This window comes from Rhodoferax sp. OV413, from assembly GCF_900104385.1.
In the GTDB taxonomy this organism is placed as follows: domain Bacteria; phylum Pseudomonadota; class Gammaproteobacteria; order Burkholderiales; family Burkholderiaceae_C; genus Rhodoferax_B.
Map to the genome: position 1 here is coordinate 1,370,588 of NZ_FNJA01000001.1, position 19,339 is coordinate 1,389,926.

Annotated in this window: 18 protein-coding genes; 5 read left to right on the top strand and 13 right to left on the bottom strand. The window is 60.1% G+C overall.

Annotated elements, in window-relative coordinates:
* The first annotated feature begins 16 nt into the window (after positions 1-16).
* Entirely contained in the window at positions 17-997 is a 981-nt protein-coding gene (locus BLT66_RS06280; RefSeq protein WP_092756729.1) for a LysR family transcriptional regulator, read from the top strand.
* Positions 998-1,249: 252 nt separating this feature from the next.
* Here the strand turns inward: BLT66_RS06280 and BLT66_RS06285 are convergent, their stop codons facing one another.
* The 13 genes from BLT66_RS06285 to BLT66_RS06345 form a co-directional block, all read right to left on the bottom strand.
* Positions 1,250-2,152 carry a SphA family protein gene (locus BLT66_RS06285; RefSeq protein WP_255406790.1) on the bottom strand — a complete coding sequence of 301 codons (903 nt, stop codon included), beginning with the start codon at positions 2,150-2,152 and terminating at the stop codon, positions 1,250-1,252.
* Positions 2,153-2,280: 128 nt separating this feature from the next.
* Entirely contained in the window at positions 2,281-3,732 is a 1,452-nt protein-coding gene (locus BLT66_RS06290; RefSeq protein WP_092756730.1) for an aldehyde dehydrogenase, read from the bottom strand.
* Positions 3,733-3,784: 52 nt separating this feature from the next.
* Positions 3,785-5,527 (bottom strand): GMC family oxidoreductase, encoded by a 1,743-nt coding sequence (locus BLT66_RS06295; RefSeq protein WP_092756731.1) that lies wholly within the window; start codon positions 5,525-5,527, stop codon positions 3,785-3,787.
* 210 nt (positions 5,528-5,737) lie between these two features.
* Positions 5,738-6,937: a helix-turn-helix domain-containing protein gene (locus tag BLT66_RS06300; protein ID WP_092756732.1), complete on the bottom strand. Its 1,200-nt coding sequence runs from the start codon at positions 6,935-6,937 to the stop codon at positions 5,738-5,740.
* A gap of 39 nt (positions 6,938-6,976) precedes the next feature.
* On the bottom strand, positions 6,977-7,612 hold the full coding sequence (maiA, locus tag BLT66_RS06305) for a maleylacetoacetate isomerase (protein ID WP_092757046.1): 636 nt from the start codon (positions 7,610-7,612) through the stop codon (positions 6,977-6,979).
* Between the two features lie 5 nt (positions 7,613-7,617).
* A complete protein-coding gene (locus tag BLT66_RS06310; protein WP_255406791.1) occupies positions 7,618-8,619 on the bottom strand; it encodes a Bug family tripartite tricarboxylate transporter substrate binding protein in 1,002 nt (333 codons plus the stop codon).
* Between the two features lie 100 nt (positions 8,620-8,719).
* Positions 8,720-9,844, bottom strand: a complete 1,125-nt coding sequence (locus tag BLT66_RS06315) for a cupin domain-containing protein (protein WP_092756734.1) — start codon at positions 9,842-9,844, stop codon at positions 8,720-8,722.
* A gap of 33 nt (positions 9,845-9,877) precedes the next feature.
* Positions 9,878-10,585 (bottom strand): fumarylacetoacetate hydrolase family protein, encoded by a 708-nt coding sequence (locus tag BLT66_RS06320; protein WP_092756735.1) that lies wholly within the window; start codon positions 10,583-10,585, stop codon positions 9,878-9,880.
* 245 nt (positions 10,586-10,830) lie between these two features.
* Positions 10,831-12,087: an NAD(P)/FAD-dependent oxidoreductase gene (locus BLT66_RS06325; protein ID WP_092756736.1), complete on the bottom strand. Its 1,257-nt coding sequence runs from the start codon at positions 12,085-12,087 to the stop codon at positions 10,831-10,833.
* 29 nt (positions 12,088-12,116) lie between these two features.
* On the bottom strand, positions 12,117-12,431 hold the full coding sequence (locus tag BLT66_RS06330) for a non-heme iron oxygenase ferredoxin subunit (protein ID WP_092756737.1): 315 nt from the start codon (positions 12,429-12,431) through the stop codon (positions 12,117-12,119).
* A gap of 9 nt (positions 12,432-12,440) precedes the next feature.
* The gene (locus BLT66_RS06335) at positions 12,441-12,914 is read right to left on the bottom strand and encodes an aromatic-ring-hydroxylating dioxygenase subunit beta (protein ID WP_092757047.1); all 474 of its coding nucleotides are present in this window, start codon (positions 12,912-12,914) and stop codon (positions 12,441-12,443) included.
* 2 nt (positions 12,915-12,916) lie between these two features.
* Positions 12,917-14,176: an aromatic ring-hydroxylating dioxygenase subunit alpha gene (locus tag BLT66_RS06340; protein ID WP_092756738.1), complete on the bottom strand. Its 1,260-nt coding sequence runs from the start codon at positions 14,174-14,176 to the stop codon at positions 12,917-12,919.
* Positions 14,177-14,222: 46 nt separating this feature from the next.
* On the bottom strand, positions 14,223-15,209 hold the full coding sequence (locus BLT66_RS06345) for a 2Fe-2S iron-sulfur cluster-binding protein (RefSeq protein WP_092756739.1): 987 nt from the start codon (positions 15,207-15,209) through the stop codon (positions 14,223-14,225).
* 117 nt (positions 15,210-15,326) lie between these two features.
* On the opposite strand from BLT66_RS06345, the gene BLT66_RS06350 reads away from it, so the two are divergent.
* The 4 genes from BLT66_RS06350 to BLT66_RS06365 all read left to right on the top strand — a co-directional run bounded on the left by BLT66_RS06350 (position 15,327) and on the right by BLT66_RS06365 (position 19,313).
* Positions 15,327-16,283 (top strand): LysR family transcriptional regulator, encoded by a 957-nt coding sequence (locus tag BLT66_RS06350; protein ID WP_092756740.1) that lies wholly within the window; start codon positions 15,327-15,329, stop codon positions 16,281-16,283.
* A gap of 159 nt (positions 16,284-16,442) precedes the next feature.
* On the top strand, positions 16,443-17,015 hold the full coding sequence (locus BLT66_RS06355; protein ID WP_092757048.1) for an antibiotic biosynthesis monooxygenase: 573 nt from the start codon (positions 16,443-16,445) through the stop codon (positions 17,013-17,015).
* Positions 17,016-17,259: 244 nt separating this feature from the next.
* On the top strand, positions 17,260-17,925 hold the full coding sequence (locus BLT66_RS06360) for a response regulator transcription factor (protein WP_092756741.1): 666 nt from the start codon (positions 17,260-17,262) through the stop codon (positions 17,923-17,925).
* Complete coding sequence (locus tag BLT66_RS06365; RefSeq protein WP_092756742.1) at positions 17,922-19,313, top strand: sensor histidine kinase; 1,392 nt, start codon at positions 17,922-17,924, stop codon at positions 19,311-19,313. Before BLT66_RS06360 ends, BLT66_RS06365 begins: the two co-directional genes overlap by 4 nt.
* The last annotated feature ends 26 nt before the right edge of the window (positions 19,314-19,339 follow it).

Genomic DNA, 19,339 nt, shown 5'->3' on the forward strand with positions numbered 1-19,339 from the left:
GGTATGGTTTTCCCCTATGGATTTGCGCCAACTCCGATACTTCGTGGCGGTGGCCACCACCAAGAACTTCACGCGCGCTGCGGAGCAGATGCATATTGCGCAGCCGCCGCTCAGCCGCCAGATCCAGCTGCTAGAAGAGGAACTGGAAGTCCAGCTCATCCAGCGCAACAGCCGCCCGGTGCGACTGACCGAGGCAGGCCGGTTGTTCTACGAGCAGTCGCTGCAGGTGCTGCACCGGGTCGACCAGATGAAGAACACGGCGCGGCAGGCGAGCCGCAACCAGCGGCAATCGATTTCCATCGGCTACGTCCCATCCACCCTTTACGGCGGCTTGCCCATGCTGGTGCGGATGTTTCGCCAGCGTTACCCCGATACCGACGTCCACCTGGTCGATCTGGGGTCGATCCAGCAGATCAGTGAGCTCAAGTCCGGGCGCATCGACCTGGGGTTCGGTCGCATTCGAAGCAACGACACCTCGGTGGCACGCACGGTGCTGCGCGAGGAACGGCTGGTGCTGGCCATCCCGCCCGCCTGGCCGTTGGCGGCTGAGAAGGAGCCGGTGAACCTGGAGGACCTGGAGTCCCCCAAACTGATCGTGTTTCCAAAGGAGCCCCGCCCCAGCTTTGCAGACCACGTTCTGGGCATGCTGCATGAGAAGGGCGTCAAGCTGGCCGAAGTTCATGAAGTGCGCGAGCTGCATGCCGCGTTGGGCCTAGTCGCAGCAGAGGTGGGGTTGTGCATCGTGCCGGCCGCCGCGCGGCTACGCTCGGACCTCGTCTACCGGTTGATTGCCGACGAGAAAGCGACCTCGCCCATCATCCTCAGCCACCGGCTCAACGACGACTCGTGGTATCTCGTGGCGATCAAACAGCTCATCGCTGAGATGTATGCCCAGAACCCGCCGTGGCTCGACTTCCAGACCAATGCCTTCCCGTCCAGTCTGGCGACTGACGCGGAAGCACCATCCGCAAACAACGGTACCGACCTAAATAGCTGACCTGCAAGAGCGGCCCCATTTTGTTGGAAACGAGGCAGGTGCTAGCGATGCTGACCCAACCTACCCTACACCCTGTGCCTCGTGGCCGAATATCTGGCGGCCTCAGGCAATGGTCAGGAACTCGACGAGCCGCCTTTTTCGGTGAATCCGGGTGCGGTAGGCTGGAATGGTCATCACGGCGCTGACGCCCGGCGGTGACTATTCAAAGGTGAACGAACTTCAGAGAGTCAGTTCAAACCCTCGATGCTTCAATTAAAAGGGTAAAAGCGCCTTGATCTTAAAGCTTGAGCCTTCCGCACGGTTAACGACGCCAAATTCCTGCTCAAATTTGGCTGTCAGGAACCAACCCTTGCCACTGTCGTATTTGACGGAGGGACCGAAAGCATACGCCCGGCCCTTGTTATTGGAAACGGCTGCACCATTCTGTCGGTCGTCCGTGGTCTGCTGATAGATATAGCCGCCAACACCGACAGTCCATCCGTTGCCCAAGGCCCACCCTGCGGCAAAGTCGGCATGCAGCTCTTGTCCGGAACGGTAGTTGGTTGCGTTGTTAACTCCATTGAAGTCATACATGATCTTTACGTCCCCATTGAAACCCATTGGCTGAACATAGGTCAGCGCAAATACCGGCTCAATGTTCCAGTAGTTCCGACTAAGATTGGCTAGCTTGTTACTGTCATAGCTGCCCGTTGGCGCTGTGACATCCACAGCCCACACATAGTGCAACTTGTCCGATGCGTGGTAGCCCAGTCCCGTACCGAACACTATGTCCGCGAGACCGGTGGTACTGTTGTTAGCAGCCCCCACCTGCACCTTAAGGTTGACCAAGGGAGCAATCGCGTGAAACAGCAACTGCCCACCCAATATCTGCTGTTGCGTGACATGCACCGCCCGCAAGGCCAGCGCGTCCGCCCGCACATTGAAATTCAGCGGAATCTTGTTTCCGCTGTTATCGCGTAACGTCGATGCTTCATAGTGGGATGCATACGTTAAAAAATAGGTACCGGGGGGTGGCAATGCGCCTGCCAAATAGCTTTCATTGCCATTGGGGTAGACACCACCACCGCCCTCGGTAGCATGTGCCGCACCACCCAAGGTCGATAGCATGATCGCAGTGGCCAGTGTTGCCAACTTTAGATTGTTGTAAGTATTCACTTGTGTCTCCTGTTAGTTTTGAAAAGTTAACCCCCTCGCCCGCCTTGGGACGATGGATCAATGACAGCCAATGTGCTGCTGGAATGGATGGGGCCGTGGAGCCCGAGCGCCCCACCGCTAACCCCCAGTTAGACCGGATAGTTCTGCATCGACGGCTCAATGGTGATCCACTTGAGTTCGGTGAATTCGTCGATCACCGCTCGTCCATCAAACTTGCCATATCCGCTGTTCTTGGTTCCACCGTAAGGGGCCTGGGCTTCGTTTTGCACGGTAGATCCATTGACGTGCACCGAACCCGACTCAATGCGCATAGCCACATCTAGTGCCCGAGTCACATCGCGCCCGAAAACGGCCGCCGACAGGCCATAGTCGCTGTCGTTGGCAACGGCAATAGCCTCTTCCACGCCTTTGACACGCACCACGGTGGTAATAGGGCCGAAGGTTTCATCGCCATAAATACTCATGCCGGGCTTGACGTGGTCCATGATGGTGGCCGGCATGATGGCGCCTTCGGCCTTACCACCACACGCCAGGATTGCGCCCTTGGACAAGGCGTCGTCAATCATGGCATTCAAGCGGACGCCCGATTCGCTGGACACCATCGGGCCGATCACGCAGGCGGGGTTCACACGAGGGTCATCCATGACCAGTTCCTTGGCGCGGGCCGCAAACTTTGCGACAAACTCGTCGGCAACGGCCTCGTCCACCACCAGGCGTTCGGTGGACATGCAAATCTGGCCCTGGTACAGGAAGGAGCCAAACACTGCGGCCTTCACGGCTTCGTCAATGTTGGCATCGTCCAGTACCACCTGGGGCGACTTGCCGCCCAACTCCAGCAGGCAGCGTTTCAACTGGGTGGCCGCTTTTTGCGCAATGATCCGGCCGACACGGGTGGAACCGGTGAAGTTGATGCGGCGCACGGCCTTGTGCGCAATCAGCGCATCAATCACTTCCGGTGCGTCTTGGGGTGCGTTGGTCAGCACATTCAACACGCCCGGTGGGAAGCCCGCTTCCACCAGCGCATCGGCCACCAGCGTGTGAGTCTTAGGGCTGGCTTCCGAAGCACGGAACACCACGGTATTGCCACAGGCGATCGGGTAAGCAATGGCACGGGCGGCCAGCACTACAGGCCCATTCCAGGGCACGATGCTCAATACCACACCGACGGGCTGGCGCACGGTCATGGACAGTGCACCTGGCTTGTCGGTGGGAATCGTTTCACCCTGGATTTGGGTCACCATGCCGGCGGCCTCGCGGAACAGGTTGGCGGCCAGGTACACGTTGAAACCGGCCCATAGCCCGGAAGCCCCCACTTCCGCGCCCATGGCTTCGATGAATTGCGGTGTCTTGGACTCCAGCACGTCGGCGGCCTTGAGCAGCAAGCGGCGGCGCTCGGACGGCGCGCTCTTGCGCCAACTCAGGAAGGCGGTCTGAGCCGAGTTGACTGCGGCCAACGCATCTTCTACGCCACCTGCAGCGGCACGGGTCACCACTTCTCCGGTTTGGGGGTGACTGCGGGTGAAGGTGGCCCCTGACTTGGCGGCGACCGACTGGTTGTCAATAATGAGTTGGGATTCCATGTTGTCTTCCTTGGTTGAATGATGCAAAAGTGTTCAGTTGATCTATGCGACTTCAGCCGCGCTCGGTCAGGATGTCGGCCATACGTTCACCAATCAGGGCACAGGTCGCCATCGTGGCCACCCCGGCAATGCGCGGCATGATGGAGCTATCGGCAATGCGCAGGCCCTGCACACCGTTGACGCGCAGCTTGGAGTCCACCACGGCCTCGGCATCCTTGCCCATACGGCAGGTGCCAGACTGGTGGAAATAGGTGGTGGCACCATTGCGCACAAAGTCTTCCATGGCCTTGCCCGTCAATTTCTTGCCGGGTGCCACTTCGCGTTTGACGAACTCCTTCATGGCGGCCGAATTGCCTATCTCGCGGCAGACTTCGATGCCAAAAGCCAAAGCCTTGACGTCATCCGGATGGCTCATGAAGCGGGCATCAACTACCGGGCGATCAGCCGGGTTAGCCGAGCTCAAGCGGATCTCGCCACGACTCTTGGGTGCCACCAGGCCAGCGCACAGCGCCCAGCTTGTGCCTGGAGGTGCATATTCCTTGCCGACCACATCGCTGGCATAAGGCAGCTCGATCTGCACCAGGTTGACGTCTGGCGATACGAGTGACGCTTGGCTCTTGAGAAAGCCGGCTGCATTGGCCCCGCTATTGCGGTGTGGAATGTGCTCTTTAGGCTCCCAGATACAGCCGCCATGCAGAATGTGGTCCTGAAAGTTACGCCCTACTTCCTTGGCATCGACCAAGGTCTTAATACCGTGCTGGTTCAGCTTCGCATCGTCGCCAATACCGCTGAGCATCAGCAACTTAGGTGTGTTGATACCACCGGCACTGACGATCACTTCGGTGTTAGCACCAATGTTTTTCGGCCCAGCTGCGGTGGCAATCTGAACGCCCGTGACCTTGGTGCCGGAAAAGGTCAAACGATCCACATGGGTGTTGACCATGACGGTGACATTGGGACGCGACAGAATCGGGTAGAGGTAAGAGCGGGCCATGCTCTGGCGACGGCCGTCGCGAATGATCTGATTCATCAGCGCGAAGCCAATGCCGCCCTCTTCGCGCACGCCATTCTGGTCGGAAAACACCGGATAGCCCAGGGAACGGCAAGCCTCCAGCATGGCAGGTGCTGCGGGGTGCGGGTTTTTGGCCGGTTGGCACCAGACAGGTCCGTTCTTGCCGCGGTAGCGGGCATCTGGCGCACCTTGCCAGTTTTCCATACGCCGGTAGATTTCGAGCCCGGACTCGTAGCCCCAGGCGGGGTCGCCGCTGGCTTCGGCCCAAAACTCTAGATCGGCTTTGAAAGGGCGGGCCCAGACGGTTGCATTGATGCTGCTGCCGCCCCCTACCACTCGGCCCATGTGTTCAGGAATGGCGCGGTTGTTGGTGCTGGGTGCGGCCAGGGCTACGTCCTTCCAGTCGCGCTCGGAGCCGAGGTTGGTAAACCAGACGGTCGGGTCCATCACCGAGGGGGCGACATCCCAGTCGCCCGCCTCGATCATGAGAATGGAGGCTTCCTTGCGGGTTGCCAACCGGCCTACCAGCGCGCAGGCGGCAGAGCCCGTTCCCACAACTACATAGTCGTAGGATAGTTGCGGTTTAGCGCTGCGTTCATTCTGGTTGGCGCGAATGGCGTCCAGCTCGTCCGCCAAGGCGCTGAGTCCTACGGTGGAGAAGCCAGCGACAGCGGCAGCACGCATAAAGCCGCGGCGGCTCATGCGGCCTGCAATGAGGGCACGTTCCAGGTGCTCCAGCAAGCCGTCCGAGGGGGCATTCGGGTCGATTGGATGGGTATTCATAGTCATGCAAGTTGAAGGAATAGTGGTTAAAAATGTTGTCTCCAGTGGCACTTGCCATGCGCACACACTGCGCCACTGAAGCCAACTTTAGAAACTTGCTAAAGATTCAAATACATCGGGATTTCCCTAGACGCGGGTTGTTCCATATAAGAACAACTGCCGCCCAAACGGTAGTGAGCACCGGGCCCGCAGGCCGTGTGCTATTGCGGTTTACGCCACCTGAATCCGGCGGTAAATCAGTCCGCGAGACACCCGCAGTTTTTTAGCCGCTGCAGATACATTGCCACCACACTCTTTGAGCGTTCTGGCAATCAAATCCACATCGGCATCACGCAGGCTTGCCGGCTCCACTGGTGCTACCGAAGGCGGCACCGACGTGTCCTCCGGCGCGCTCACTGCTGGCAGCACAACATCCGTACGGGTGTACTCTGCCCGCGCGACTGGTGCAGAGTTCCCGACAGCAAACACTTGCGGGCGTCCGTCACGCGCCTGTAGTTCGCAACGGACATGCACCTGCAGCCCATTGGGCAGACGCAACAAGGAATGGCTGGAACCACGGACGGAGGCCAGTTCCGCAAAGCTGCTTTGCAAAATCTCGTCCACTTTGCTGTGCCCGGTCTGTTCGCCCTCTGGTCGCATACCCAAGAGCCTGGAGGCAGCAGCATTGCGCCAGACGATGTGCCCCTGCATGTCCACGCCCATCAGACCGGCCAAGGGGGTATCCAGCATGGCAGGGGAAATCTGGAAGCGCACGATCAGGTGCTCATTGGACTGCGACACCAGCAGACGGTTTTCGATCGAAGACGCGTAAAGACCCACTACCGATGCCACATCAAAATTAAAGGCAATTCCTTCGCTAGAGATGTCCAGCACACCGGCCAGATTGCCATGGATGTCACGTATCGGAGCTGCCGCACAATGCATAAAGTTGACACTCTCGGAGAAGTGCTCTGCACCCTGTACACACGCCTGCTTGCCGGTCCGCGCAACAATACCGGGCGCAGTAGTGCCGACGGCCTCTTCTGCGAAATTGACACCGATGCGATGAGCCACCGGCGTGATCTTTTCATGTACACGCCGGGAACAGGTCGCCCCGATCAGCACGCCGCTGGGGTCGGCCAACATGGCACCACAGTTCGTAGCCCCCAACACTGCGTCCAGCTCGCTGGCTTCTGCCAGCCAGGCATCGCGCAGCAGGCGGTTCTTTTGCAGCGCCAGCTGCGACCGGCTGGCGGAGACTGGTTGAAACTCCAGCTGCGCGCGCGGGTCCTGTTTTTGCCGCAGACATCGGGCCCAGGACTGGAACACGGCATCACTAACTATGCCCGAGGGCAACTCACCCTCTTCAAAATAGCGCTGACGCGCCAGTGCAATCCGATCCGCCTGGGTGGAAAAGAAGAGGGATTGCATGGCTGATCCTTCAAGAAGAGGCAGATGCTAAGCCAATTGCTAGGCGTCGGGTTGCGCCATGGGTGCTGCCCGCTGGAAGGCCTCCAGGGCGTTGCAGGTCGCATCCACCTCCATGATCAGCGGCCAGCGTCCCAAATCCACCTTGAAGCGGCGCGCGCTCTCAATTTGTGGGATCAGGTAGGCATCTGCAATTGTTGGGGTACCGCCAAAGCTGTAACCTGCACGCTGGGTACCTGCCGCCAGTAGGGCTTCATACGCATCAAAGCCATCGCTGATCCAGGTGCCACACCAGTGGTTGATGGCTGCATCGTCTGCACCAAAACTGGTGCGCAGTGTGTCCAGAATGCGCTTGTTGTTAACCGGGTGGATGTCGCAGCCCACCACCGCTGCCAACGCCCGCACACGGGCCCTGTCGTACCGATCGGTGGGCAGCAGCGCAGGCGTGGGGTAGCGCTCTTCCAGCCACTCGATGATGGCCACGGACTGTGTCAGCACCTGGTCTGCATCTACCAGCGCGGGCACCAGACCCTGCGGATTCAGGCTTTTGAAGGCCGCTCCCTGGTGTTCGTTCTTGCGCAAATCCACCGCCACGTAGTCGTAGTCCAGGCCCTTGAGGTTGAGCGCAATGCGCAGCCGGTGCGAGGTGCCGCTACGGAAAAAGTTATAGAGTTTCATGTTCATCAATCCAGAGAGATTTTGGCGCGTTTGACGATTTCACTGAACATGCGCGAATCGCGTTCCATGGCCTTGGTGAGTTCGCCGGGCGCACCGACGAAAGGTTCGAAGCCGAAGGTGGCCAGGCGTTCCTTGACCTCAGCGGTTGCCATCACCTTGCCCACGTCGGCATTCATCTTGTCGATGGCCGCCTTGGGGGTGCCGGTGGGGGCGAACAGGCCGACCCAAGTCTTCACCTCGAACCCGGCCGGGCCGCCTGCCTCGCTGACCGTCGGCACATCGGCGTAGCCCGGCAGCCGCTTTGGTGCGGCAAACGCCAGAAACTTGACCTTCTTCGCTTGGTACATCGGCCCGGCGGTCGCTGCCGTACCGAACGCCCACTTGATATCACCGGTCGCGACAGAGGTGTAGACATTGCCCATGTCCTTGAATGGGACGTGCACCATCTTCGTGTCTGTCGCCGCCTCCAGCATGGCTGCACCGACGTGGGCAACACTGCCGATGCCCCATGAGCCGTAGGTGATGTCGCCGGGCGCGGCCTTGGCCGCCTTGATCAGGTCGCCCATATCCTTCCACGGCGAATTGGCGGCCACAACTACGAAGAAGTTGGTGAAGTAGACCGGTGCAACCGGCTCGAAGTCCTTCACCGGGTCATAGGGCAACTGCTTGAACAGGTGCGGTGCCAGGGCCATGTGCGTGTTGTCCACCTGCAGCACGGTATAGCCGTCTGGTGTGGCCCGTTTGGCGTCTGCTATCGCGATGAAGCCATTGGCACCGGGCTTGTTGTCGATCACAAGTTGCTGGCCCCAGCTGCGCGACAACCGGTCGCTGAGAATGCGCATCACCGCGTCGGGGCCACTGCCGGGCGAGTACGGTGCCACCGACCGGACCGGCTTGGTGGGGAAGGTCTGCGCCATGGCGCTAGACAGGCACGTGGTGCCCATGAGGAAAGCGGCGCAAAGCGGAATGGCAGAACGAAAAATCTGTGTACGAACGGTGGTGTGCATGGCTGTGTCTCTTTTTGAAGTGGTGACCGAACTCGGCCGGTTGAAAGATGGCTGGGGTTGGGTTGGATATTCGATGGATGTGCGCGTTGCAGGTCGCTTTTCAGCCGGTAACTTCGGCCCGATGCGCATGCAGCGCCTCGAAGATGGGCGCGTCACCGAAGCGGAACAGGTCCAGCGCGCCATCGTTGGATGCATGTGCCGAGAACCGTTGCCACGAGGGCACGACGAACAGGTCGCCACGTTCCACCTGCCAGGTGCGCTCACCCACCGTGACGCTGCCGCCACCATCGAACACCTGGAACACGGACGAGCCCACTTCGCGCTGCACCCGCGTCGCAGCGCCCGCACGCACGCGGTGCATCTCGGTGCGCATGGTCGGCAGCACATCGCCACCGGTGGTCGGATTCGTGAAACGCACGGCCGCGTGGCCGGGGCTCAGCGTGCCGGCCTGGCCCTCAGCCTCCAGCGCAAGCTGGTCGGCCAGCGCACGGTCGGTATCGACCCAGCGGTAGGCCAGGAGTGGCGTAGAGGGCTGGGCTGTCGTGGCCGAGACCGGACGCAGCCCGGGGTGGCCCCAAAGCCGCTCGGAGAACGAACGCTCGGCCGTAGTGCGCTCGGCCGGTGAGATCTTCTCGCGGCCCACCTCGAAGAACTGGCTCTCCGTGTAGTACGAGAACGGGATGTCCAGGCCATCGATCCAGGCCATCGGCTCGGTGGCGGCATTGTGGTGGGCGTGCCAATTCCAACCGGCCTGCGGAAGGAAGTCGCCGCGCGACATGCGCACGGCGTCGCCATTGACCACCGTCCACACACCTTCGCCCTCCACCACGAAGCGGAAAGCATGCTGCGTGTGGCGATGCTCCGGCGCATCTTCCCCCGGCATCAGGTACTGGATGGCGGCCCACAGCGTGGGCGTGGCGAAGGGCCTGCCGCCCAGGGCCGGGTTGGCCAGCGCGATGGCGCGGCGCTCGCCGCCACGGCCCACGGGCACGATTTCGCCGGCCTGCGCTGCCAGGGCCTTCAGCCGATCCCAGCGCCACAAGTGCGGCACGGCCTTGGACTTCGGGTGCCGGGGCATCAGGTCTCCGATCTCGGTCCACAGCGGCACGAGCAGCTCCTGTTCGAAGCCGCGGTACAACTGCTCCAATGCGGGTGTCGGGTCGGGTTGACCGTGGCCCGCAACGGCATGCAGTCGCACGGGGGAAGGTGTCAGGTCGGTGGTCATGGTGGGCTTGCCTCCTCTTTGTTCAGCGATGTGTCACTCGGCCGAGCCGACGTTCAGTACGATGCTGCCTACGCCTTCGATCTGGCCCTCGATGCGGTCGCCCGCCTGCACGGCGCTCACGCCTTCAGGCGTGCCGGTAAAGATCAGGTCGCCGGGCAGCAGGTGGTAGAACTTGGACAGGTCGGCGATCAGTTCAGGGATGTTCCAGATCAGCTTGGACAGGTCGGACTTCTGCCGCACCTTGCCGTTCACCGACATCGACAAGTCACCCTGGCTCAGCACGGTATGCGGCAGGGGCACGATCTCGGAGACGATGGAGGACTCTTCCACGTCTTTGCCCAGGTCCCAGGGCCGGCCCTTCTCACGGGCCACCAACTGCAAGTCACGCCGGGTCATGTCCAAACCGCATGCATAGCCGTAAATGAGCTTGGGTGCATCGGCTTCGCTCACGCGAAAACCCGCAGCGCCGATGGCCAGCACCAGTTCCATCTCGTGGTGATAGTCCTGGGTGCCGGGTGGATAGGCCACTGTGGCACCGGACTCGACCAGGGTCGAAGGTGCCTTGGTGAAGTAAAACGGCACCTCGACAGACTTGTCCACGGGGCGGCCCATCTCCACCGCGTGAGCGTGGTAGTTGCGGCCGACAAAGAACAGTCGGTTGATGGGCAGACGCTCGCTGCGGCCGCGCACAGGTAGGGAATAAACGGGAGGCGGGGTCCAGAGGTAGGTGGTCGCGGTCATAGGATTTCCTTTTAGGGTGGGTGGGAGAAAAAAGTAACTAGCGAATGCTGCGCGGCTAGGAGTCATTGCCGAATCGGTACGTAGAGATGGGCGCTACGCCGTGACCGATTTGCGGTGATCGATCACAAACACGGCCAGCTGAGCCCATGGAAGCGGTTGAAGCGGGCATTGTTCGTACGTTGGTGAACGTCGATTTAGCGCATGGTGTTTGTTTCATGAAATTTTTATGGATGGGGCCAGCGCTATCAGAACTTGGACATGGGGGTGTTCGAATCGGCCAGGCGCTCGGGATCCACAGGTTTTCGCTGCTCGATCAGCCGACGCGCAAATCGCAGGTCGCGTGCGGCGTTGGGTCCAATGGCGGCCTGGATTACATCGTCAGCAAGATAGAACAACACAAAGCTGCCGGACGCCGGATCGCCGCGCCGCACAACCCGGTGGGTAGGCATGGGCATGCCGTAGATCTGCAGGTTCATACCGTACTGGTCGGACCAGAACCAGGGCAGCGGTTGATAGTCCACCGCAAGCCCCAAGGCTGAACGTGCGGCAGCGATACTCTGCTCTTGGGCGTTTTGCCAGGATTCGAGCCGAAGCCGACGCCCGGCCCAGGGGTTGACGGCCACAGCGACATCGCCTGCGGCCAAGATATCCGGATCGGAGCTCTGGCAGCGCGCATCGACCAGCACACCGCCATCGCAGTCCAGGCCAGCCTCCCGTGCCAGTTCGTCGTTCGGCACCAGGCCGATGCCCAGCACGATGGCATCACAGGCCAAAGCGCTACCGTCAGCGAGCTCGACGACCGAGCTACCATCGGCATTCTTCGCAAAACCACTGACACCCGCGCCAAGCAACACCCGCGTCCCTTGGGCACCATGCAGCGCCAACAAGTGTTCCGATATCTCGGCCGGCACCGTTCTTTCGCACAGGCGGCTCTGGGTTTCGACGACGACTACCTCGGCACCACGTAGGCGTGCAGTTGCGGCGACCTCCAGGCCTATCCAGCCGCCGCCGATCACCACCACGCTGTGCCCCGGTGTCAAGACCGGCGACAAGGCTAGCGCATCCTCAATGGTGCGCAAGGTATGCAGCTTCACCTTGTCTGCGCCAGGAAGGGAAATTCGACGTGCCCGACCACCGGTACACAGGATCAGCTTGTCGTAGGCCAACGCCGTACCGTCGGTCAACACCACCAGCTTGCCTGCCCGGTCGATGCGGCCGACCTGAGCACCAGGTCTCCAATCAAGGGCCAGTGCATCGAAGGCCTCGGGCTTCATCAGCCGTGTGCTCTCGGGCAATGCCTCACCGGACAGAACCGCCTTGGATAGAGGCGGCCGCTCGTGCGGTGGGTGAGACTCGTCGCCGATCAAGACCACACGGCCGGTGAATCCCTCCTTTCGCAGTGTCTGGGCAGCCCAGCCACCGGCTTGCCCTGCGCCAGCGATCACGATGGTGGAAATCGGGCGCGCAGCGGCTGCGACCTCGGGTCGCTCAGAAGCATTCATATGTGTCTCCTGGTGAAGTGGGCGATGTGTCAGTCGAAGGCCAGCCAAACACGGCCGCCCACAATCTTCACGGGATAGCTGCGCAGCGCTTCGGTCACCGGGGCACAGGTTGGCTGGCCCGAGCGCACGTCGAATTTGCCCTGGTGCAACGGACATTCGATTTCATGGCCATCCAGGAAACCATCGCACAGCCTTGCGTGGCCGTGCGTGCAGATGTTGTCGGTGGCAAAGACTTCACCATCCACGCCATACAACGCAATATCGCGGCCCGCAATGGCCAGGCCAATGACGTCGTCCTGCGGCACGTCGTCCTGGGCGGCCGCGTCAATCCAGTTTGTGGTCATAGCGGCTCCTTAGATGGGGTAGATCAGCGAGTTGGGGATCATCTCGCTGTCGTAGATGACCAGACGAGAGGCAAACTTCAGGCCCTGCGGCGTGGAGACCACAACATCCAGCGTGCGACCGACATTGAACACGGTCGATTCCTTGGACAGGCGGGTGCGGAACACCGCGTAGTTGGCTTCGCAGTGGATGCGACCGTCTGCGTCCACCTTGCGCACGACCGGAGAACCAACTACATGGCGTTGGTAATAGGGGTCGTGAAACAGCGTCTCCCGGATGCCATAGACACGGTCCTTGAGCATTCCTTTGCTGTCGAAGGCCAGCGTCGACAACGGGAACCCACGGTCGTAGTTTTCACGTGGCTGCAGTTTGTACACGCAGTCTTCAATGAAGAACTCGGGCCAGGCATCCCAGTCGGCTGCGTCCAAGGCCGAGGCGTATTGGCCGTATAGCTGGGTCAATTCGAAGTAGTTCTGTAAGTCCATCATCATGCCTCCATCACTTTGCGCCAGTACTCGTACATGCCACGGATTAGCGTCTCAGTGACCATGTGGTCCGCATCGCCCACCTCACGCCCCCCAAGCTCGACGAGCGTGCGGTGCGAGGGCTTGGTCTCGAAGCCTTCCTGCGACCATTCGATGACCTCGCCGTCATCTGCCGATACAAACCCTGCCGGGCCGAACAGGTTGGCCTGGCGCAGGCGGCGCTGCGTCATCTCCTCGCTGTCGTCCTCGAAGCCGAAGTGCGTCCAAACGAAGTTGAAGGCACCATGGCCATCGGGCTGGATATGGCGTGTAGACACGCTGTTGACCTGCTGTTGAAAGATGACACTCGGGAAGACCGTCATCATCACAGCGGTCGGCCCACCCCACCAAGGCTCTTGCACGATGTCCAGGAAGCGCGGATCGTTCAGCTCCATGTTGGCCTTGAAACTCGAAACCTGCGTCACGTCGGAGGCCTTGCCGGCAGCACCCCGCGTGGACACCATGGCGGCATGGCGGTGGTGCGCATCCATCAGCAGCTGCGACTTGTTGTCGGCGCGCCAGAGCCCGAAGGTGACGAACCAGGTGTGCAGCAGCCCTGGGTGGTAGGGGTCCTTGATGTTCTCCTGCATCAGCTTCCAGTTGCCCGGAATGCGCTGGCGGTTGTAGCCTAGGATCTTCAGCTTGCGGCCATCAAACAACCGGTCGAAGTAGCCGGTTATCACCGGGCCGAGGAAGTCCTCCAGCGGCTCCACGCCGTGGTCGAACGAGGCGAAAACCACGCCGCCGCGCGTGGCGACCTTGAGCTTGGTCAAGTTATGGTCAGATGGCTTGAAGTCCGCCGGCATACCTCCATTGACCTTGCCGTCCTGCTTGACACCGCGGCGAAACGGCACGCCCTGCAGATCGCCCGACAGCGTGTAGTTCCACTGGTGGTAAGGGCAGGTCAGGCTCTCGCGGTTGCCATGTCGTTCGCGGCAGAAAGCCATACCGCGGTGTGCGCAGACGTTCTCAACCACATGGATGGAGCCATCTTTTTCACGCACCAGCAGTACCGAGCGCTCGCCTATGACGGTGCGCTTGAAGTCGCCCGCATTCGGGACCTCCGCTTCCAGGCCAACGTAGCACCAGTGGTTTTTGTAGAACAGCCGATCCAGCTCCTTCTTGTATAAATCCTCTTGGGTATAGGCCCAGAACGGCACACGGCTGTTTCCCTCTTCCGGCCACGTGGGGCCTTCGGGGAACACGGTGTTGGTTTCACTCATTACTTGTCTCCTTTGGTTTCTTGGGTTTCGATAAATCTGGTGCGATTCAGACACCGCTGGGATAGAAGGCTTCCGCATGGACATGGCCGGGCTCTATGCCCATGCGGGTCGCGAACAGGTTGAGGGCATCGACCAAAGCCGGAGGGCCGCACAGGTAAGCCCGCCAGCCCTTCAGGGTTCCAAGGTCCTTTCCAATGGCATCGGTGACCAAGCCGCTGCGTTGGCCCGTGCGGGCAGCGCCGGTGGCTACTAGGATGTGAACTTTCAGATTCGGATGCGCAGCGGCCAGTGCTTGCATGCGATCGGCGTCGTAAACGTCTTTTGCACTGCGCACGCCAAAGTACAAGTGAATAGGGTTATGCATGCCAGCAGCCAATGCACCCCGCACGATGGACAGGGCGGGAGCCAGGCCAGTACCCGCACAGGCACAGAGCATGGGGCCGGTGTGCTGTGTGCGCAGGTAGCCAGTACCCATTGGGCCGCTGATGCGAAGACTTGCCCCCACCTTCAATTCGTCAAAGATGAAGGCTGTCACCCGGCCATCGGGAACGCGGCGAATCTGGAACTCCCATTCACCATCGTCGTGCAAACCGGCCATGGAGTAAGGCCGAATGTGTTCAGGCGTGAATTCGACCATGGCAAACTGACCTGCGCTGAATTCAATCGGCTTAGCCAATTTCACGCGGATACGTCGGATGTCATGGGTAGCCGCTTCGATGGCAGTGACTGTGCCCTTCACAATGCGGGCGGTGTGGACCACAACCTCGTCCACCTCGGGCAATTCGATGGTGCAGTCATCCGTGAGCACCGCCTGGCAGGCCAACACGTAGTCGGCCTTGCCCGAATGGGGCCTACCCGCCTCGGGGCCGCTATTACGCACCTGGCCAGACAGTACTCGGCAACGGCAAATGCCGCAGCGGCCCGACATGCAGCTGTAGGAAATCGGATACTGACCCGCCCTGAGTACGTCCAGCAAATTGCTTCCGCGATCTACATTCAAGCGCACGTTGAGGGGTTCTAGAACGAGTTCCATGTTTTGAAGGCTGATGCCTTTGTCTCCTGTTTGTAGCGATTCTGGAGACTTGCGTTATATAAGTCGATAACGCCAAACCAATAGATAAAATCACCAGCGTGAATAATGAGGTGCTCTATGGAACTGCGTGAAATTGACCTGAACCTGCTGCTGGTCTTCAACCAGTTGCTGCTAGACCGCAGCGTGTCCATCGCTGCCGAGAAGCTGGGCTTAACGCAACCCGCTGTCAGCAATGCGCTTAAGCGCCTACGCGCCGTGCTGAAGGACGAACTATTTTTGCGGACCTCCCGCGGCATGGAGCCCACGCCTTATGCCCTGCATCTGGCAGAACCCGTGATCTACGCTTTGAATGCGCTACAGACGGCGTTCACCACGCGCGACACGTTTGATCCGCTTACAAGTACCCGCAGCTTCCAACTGGCCATGACCGATATTGGCGAGATGTACTTCATGCCACCCTTGATGGTGGCCCTGTCCAAGGTTGCGCCCCATGTGCGGGTCAGCACGGTGCGCCCCTACTCCGCTAACCTGAAGGAGGACATGGAGTCCGGCACAGTCGACCTGGCATTAGGACTGCTACCCAATCTGCAGGCGGGCTTCTTTCAGCGCCGTCTGTTTCGCCACAGGTATGTGTGCGTCTTTCGCAAGGATCACCCCCTGGCCAGATCACCTATGACGCTCAAGCAATTTTCGGAGTTAGACCATGTGGGCGTCGTGGCGGCAAATACGGGGCACGGCGAAGTGGATAGCCTGCTGGAGCGCGCCGGCATCAAACGCAAAATGCGGTTAATGTTGCCGCATTTCATTGCAGTGGGCCACGTACTACAGAGCACTGATCTCATCGCCACCCTGCCGGAGCGCTTCGCCGAACGCTGCGAGTCTCCGTTTGGCCTGGTCACTTCACCGCATCCAGCGCGCCTTCCCGACATTGCAATAAACCTTTTCTGGCATGCGAAGTTCAACCGAGACCCTGCCAACATGTGGATCAGGCAGCTCTTTGTGGAGCTTTTTGCCGATCGCGATGGCGATAAATCAACTCCACTCGCGGCACGCAGAAAATCGCCATCCAAGTGACCACAGTTGCCCGGGGCATCTGATATTCTCGACGCCCACGGTGTGCGTCGCGGGCAATGCATTTACATAGAAGTTGAACGCCAACAGGATGTGTTGAGGTCCAAAGCGCGCATGGATATGCCCGTCCCTCGGGCAGTTACAACACATACAGCGACCTCCATGACTTCCACCTCCGAGCACGCCGTAACCGTTTTGATCAGTCGGCAAGTCAAGCAAGGTTGTGAGGCGGACTTTGAACGCGTGATGGAACAAATCATCACCGTTGCGTCAACCTTCAAGGGGCATCTGGGCGCTCAGTTGGTACGCCCAGGGGATGAACAGGGGGTCAACGACAGCCTCTACCACGTCGTCCTCGCATTCGACAGCGACTCCAACCTCAAAAATTGGCAGAACTCGCCAGCCCGCTCACTCGGGTTGGCTGCAGCAGCCCCCTTCATAGAGGGGCAGGAATTGGTCCGGCGGGTGTCCGGCCTCGCGCATTGGTTCCAGACACCAAGCGGTCCTAAACAATTAGCACCGCCGAAATGGAAGATTGCGGTTGTGACGTGGCTGGGTATCTTCCCTACTGTCTACCTGCTGTTCGTTATGCTGGGTGGCCTGCTAGCGCCCTGGCCGCTACTACCCCGCCTGATGCTTTTGACGATGCTGGTTGTTGGCTTTATGACTTGGGTTGTTGCGCCGCAGTTGACGCGCTTGCTCAAACCTTGGCTTTACGCTGCTTCGAATAGGTAGGGCATGTGGAAAGCCAGAGGTATCAAATGTCTGCTTTATGACTCTCCGAGCTACCTCGTCGGCCGCCGTCTTGGGCACAGTGGAGGTACTCCCCAATGACTGAATGTTGATGCCAACGCCAGAATGACCAACGGATGCTTGTGGGCCTGAAACCAGAAAACCGGCACGCGCTTAATAAGAAACTAAAACAGTTCGTTTAGTGTGTGTAAGAGAGAACAGCACACTAATGATGGATTGAAGTTTCATGAACCTCCTGCTTGTAGAAGATGACCAAATGCTGAGCGAGACCATTTGCGATGGCGCTCGCCAAAGCGGATGGAACATCGAGCATGTATACGATGCGCAAGCAGCGCGCGTTGCCTTGCTCGATCACACCTACGCGGCGGTGTTGCTCGACATTGGTCTCCCCGGTGACTCAGGATTTACGGTATTGCGTTTCATGCGAGGCCGCTACGACGCCACGCCCGTGCTGATCCTGACAGCACGAGGACAGCTCAGTGAACGGATATCCGGCCTGGACGCGGGCGCTGACGACTACCTGGTGAAGCCGTTTCAGTTCGACGAACTTTGGGCTCGTGTGCGTTCGGTCATACGCCGAAGCCAGGGGCGGGTTGTTGCTGTGTTCACTCACGGGGATGTCCGGATCGATCGCAGCCGTCGCGTCGTTACGAAGGCGAACGTCGAGGTCGTCCTGAGCGCCCATGAGTATCGTACGCTACTCGCGCTGGTGGAGCGCCCTGGCCATGTGGTTACGCGTGACCATTTGCACGACATCGTCTATGGCACGGTCAGCAGCGTGGAGAGCAACACCATTGCCGTCTTCATCCACCAGCTGCGCCGCAAATTGGGCGACGATCTGATTCGGACCGTTCACGGGCTCGGCTATGTTGTCGGGCAACCGACCGCATGAAGTCGCGATCCTTCAACGCGCAGTTGATTCTTGTAATTGTCGGGGTCATCGCCCTCTGTTGGACGGTCGTGCTCGTGATCGTTCTTACCCAGCTCTCGCTCAACCGCACCAGTACCTGGGACGAGAAGCTCGCGGCGATTGCCACCCAACTTCTGGTCACAATTCCAGCCGACAGCCATTTCGACGGGCGAGCGAGGCCAGGCCTGCAGCTACGGGACTCGCCAGGTGCCGAACGCGCGCCACTGGCCTTTCAGATATGGGTTGATCGCAGCAGGCTGGTTGCCCGCACGCCTGGTGCGTCCGAGTTCCCGCTCCAACCGGACTTCTCCGAGGGCTCAGCCTCGACCCTCGTCGAAGGGGAGAAGTGGCGCGTGTACTCCGTTTCGGACAGTACAGGGCGGGTAACCGTTCAGGTCGGCAATTTGCAAAGTGTCGTAGATGCGGACATGCGCCACGAAGCGGCGCATGCGCTCATCCTGGCGACCGTGCTACTTGTGGTCGCGGGCTTCGTCATGTGGTTTGTGACCCTTGGCGCGCTCAGGCCCGTGCGCGCCCTTGGTCTGGCCATGCGCCGTCGACGCAGCTTCGATTTCACTGCCTTGCCGCTGGACCGACTGCCGCGAGAGTTGCATCCGCTGGTCGACTCGTTTAACCACGTGCTGCGACAGCTGGACGAAGCCATCGAAGGCGAGCGCCGATTCATAGGCGACGCAGCCCATGAACTCCGCACACCGCTGTCGGCCTTGCAGGCTCAGGCCGAAATTGCTCTGCGCGCGACAGATCCTCAAGACAAGGAAGTCGCCCTCAAGAAGCTGCTGGTAGTGGCCATGCGCATTACCCGGCTGTCCGAACAATTGCTGGATATGGCCCGCATCAATGCCGGTGCCAAGGCGCCCTTGCGTACGCAGGCCGACCTGAGCAAGCTCGTGCAACACGTCGCGCAGGAGTTCGAGATGTACGCCAGCCAACATCAGCGATCGCTGTTTCTGGATGTGCTTCCCTGCACGATTCAGTGCGATATCGATGAAATCGGCATTTTGCTGCGCAACCTGATACACAACGCGATGCGATACACCGCGGAAGGCGGGAACGTGCTTGTGCGCTGTGGCTATCAGTCCCATGCACAAGCCGCAGCGGTGCCTTCGGTGTATCTGGAGGTTGTCGACGATGGCCCAGGCGTTCCGGACGCAGAGCGTGAAGCCATCTTCAAGCGTTTTCATAGGGTCGCGGGTACACCGGTTCGAGGCAGTGGCATAGGCCTGTCCTTGGTCGCAGGCATTGCCGAGTCGCACAACGCCAACGTCGAAACCGACACCGGACTCGACGGGCGGGGACTTATGGTGCGTGTCGTGTTCCCCGGCATTCCTTTGCTTCGGCGCTTGGACTGATCCAGACCCATACCGCCATCGAGTGG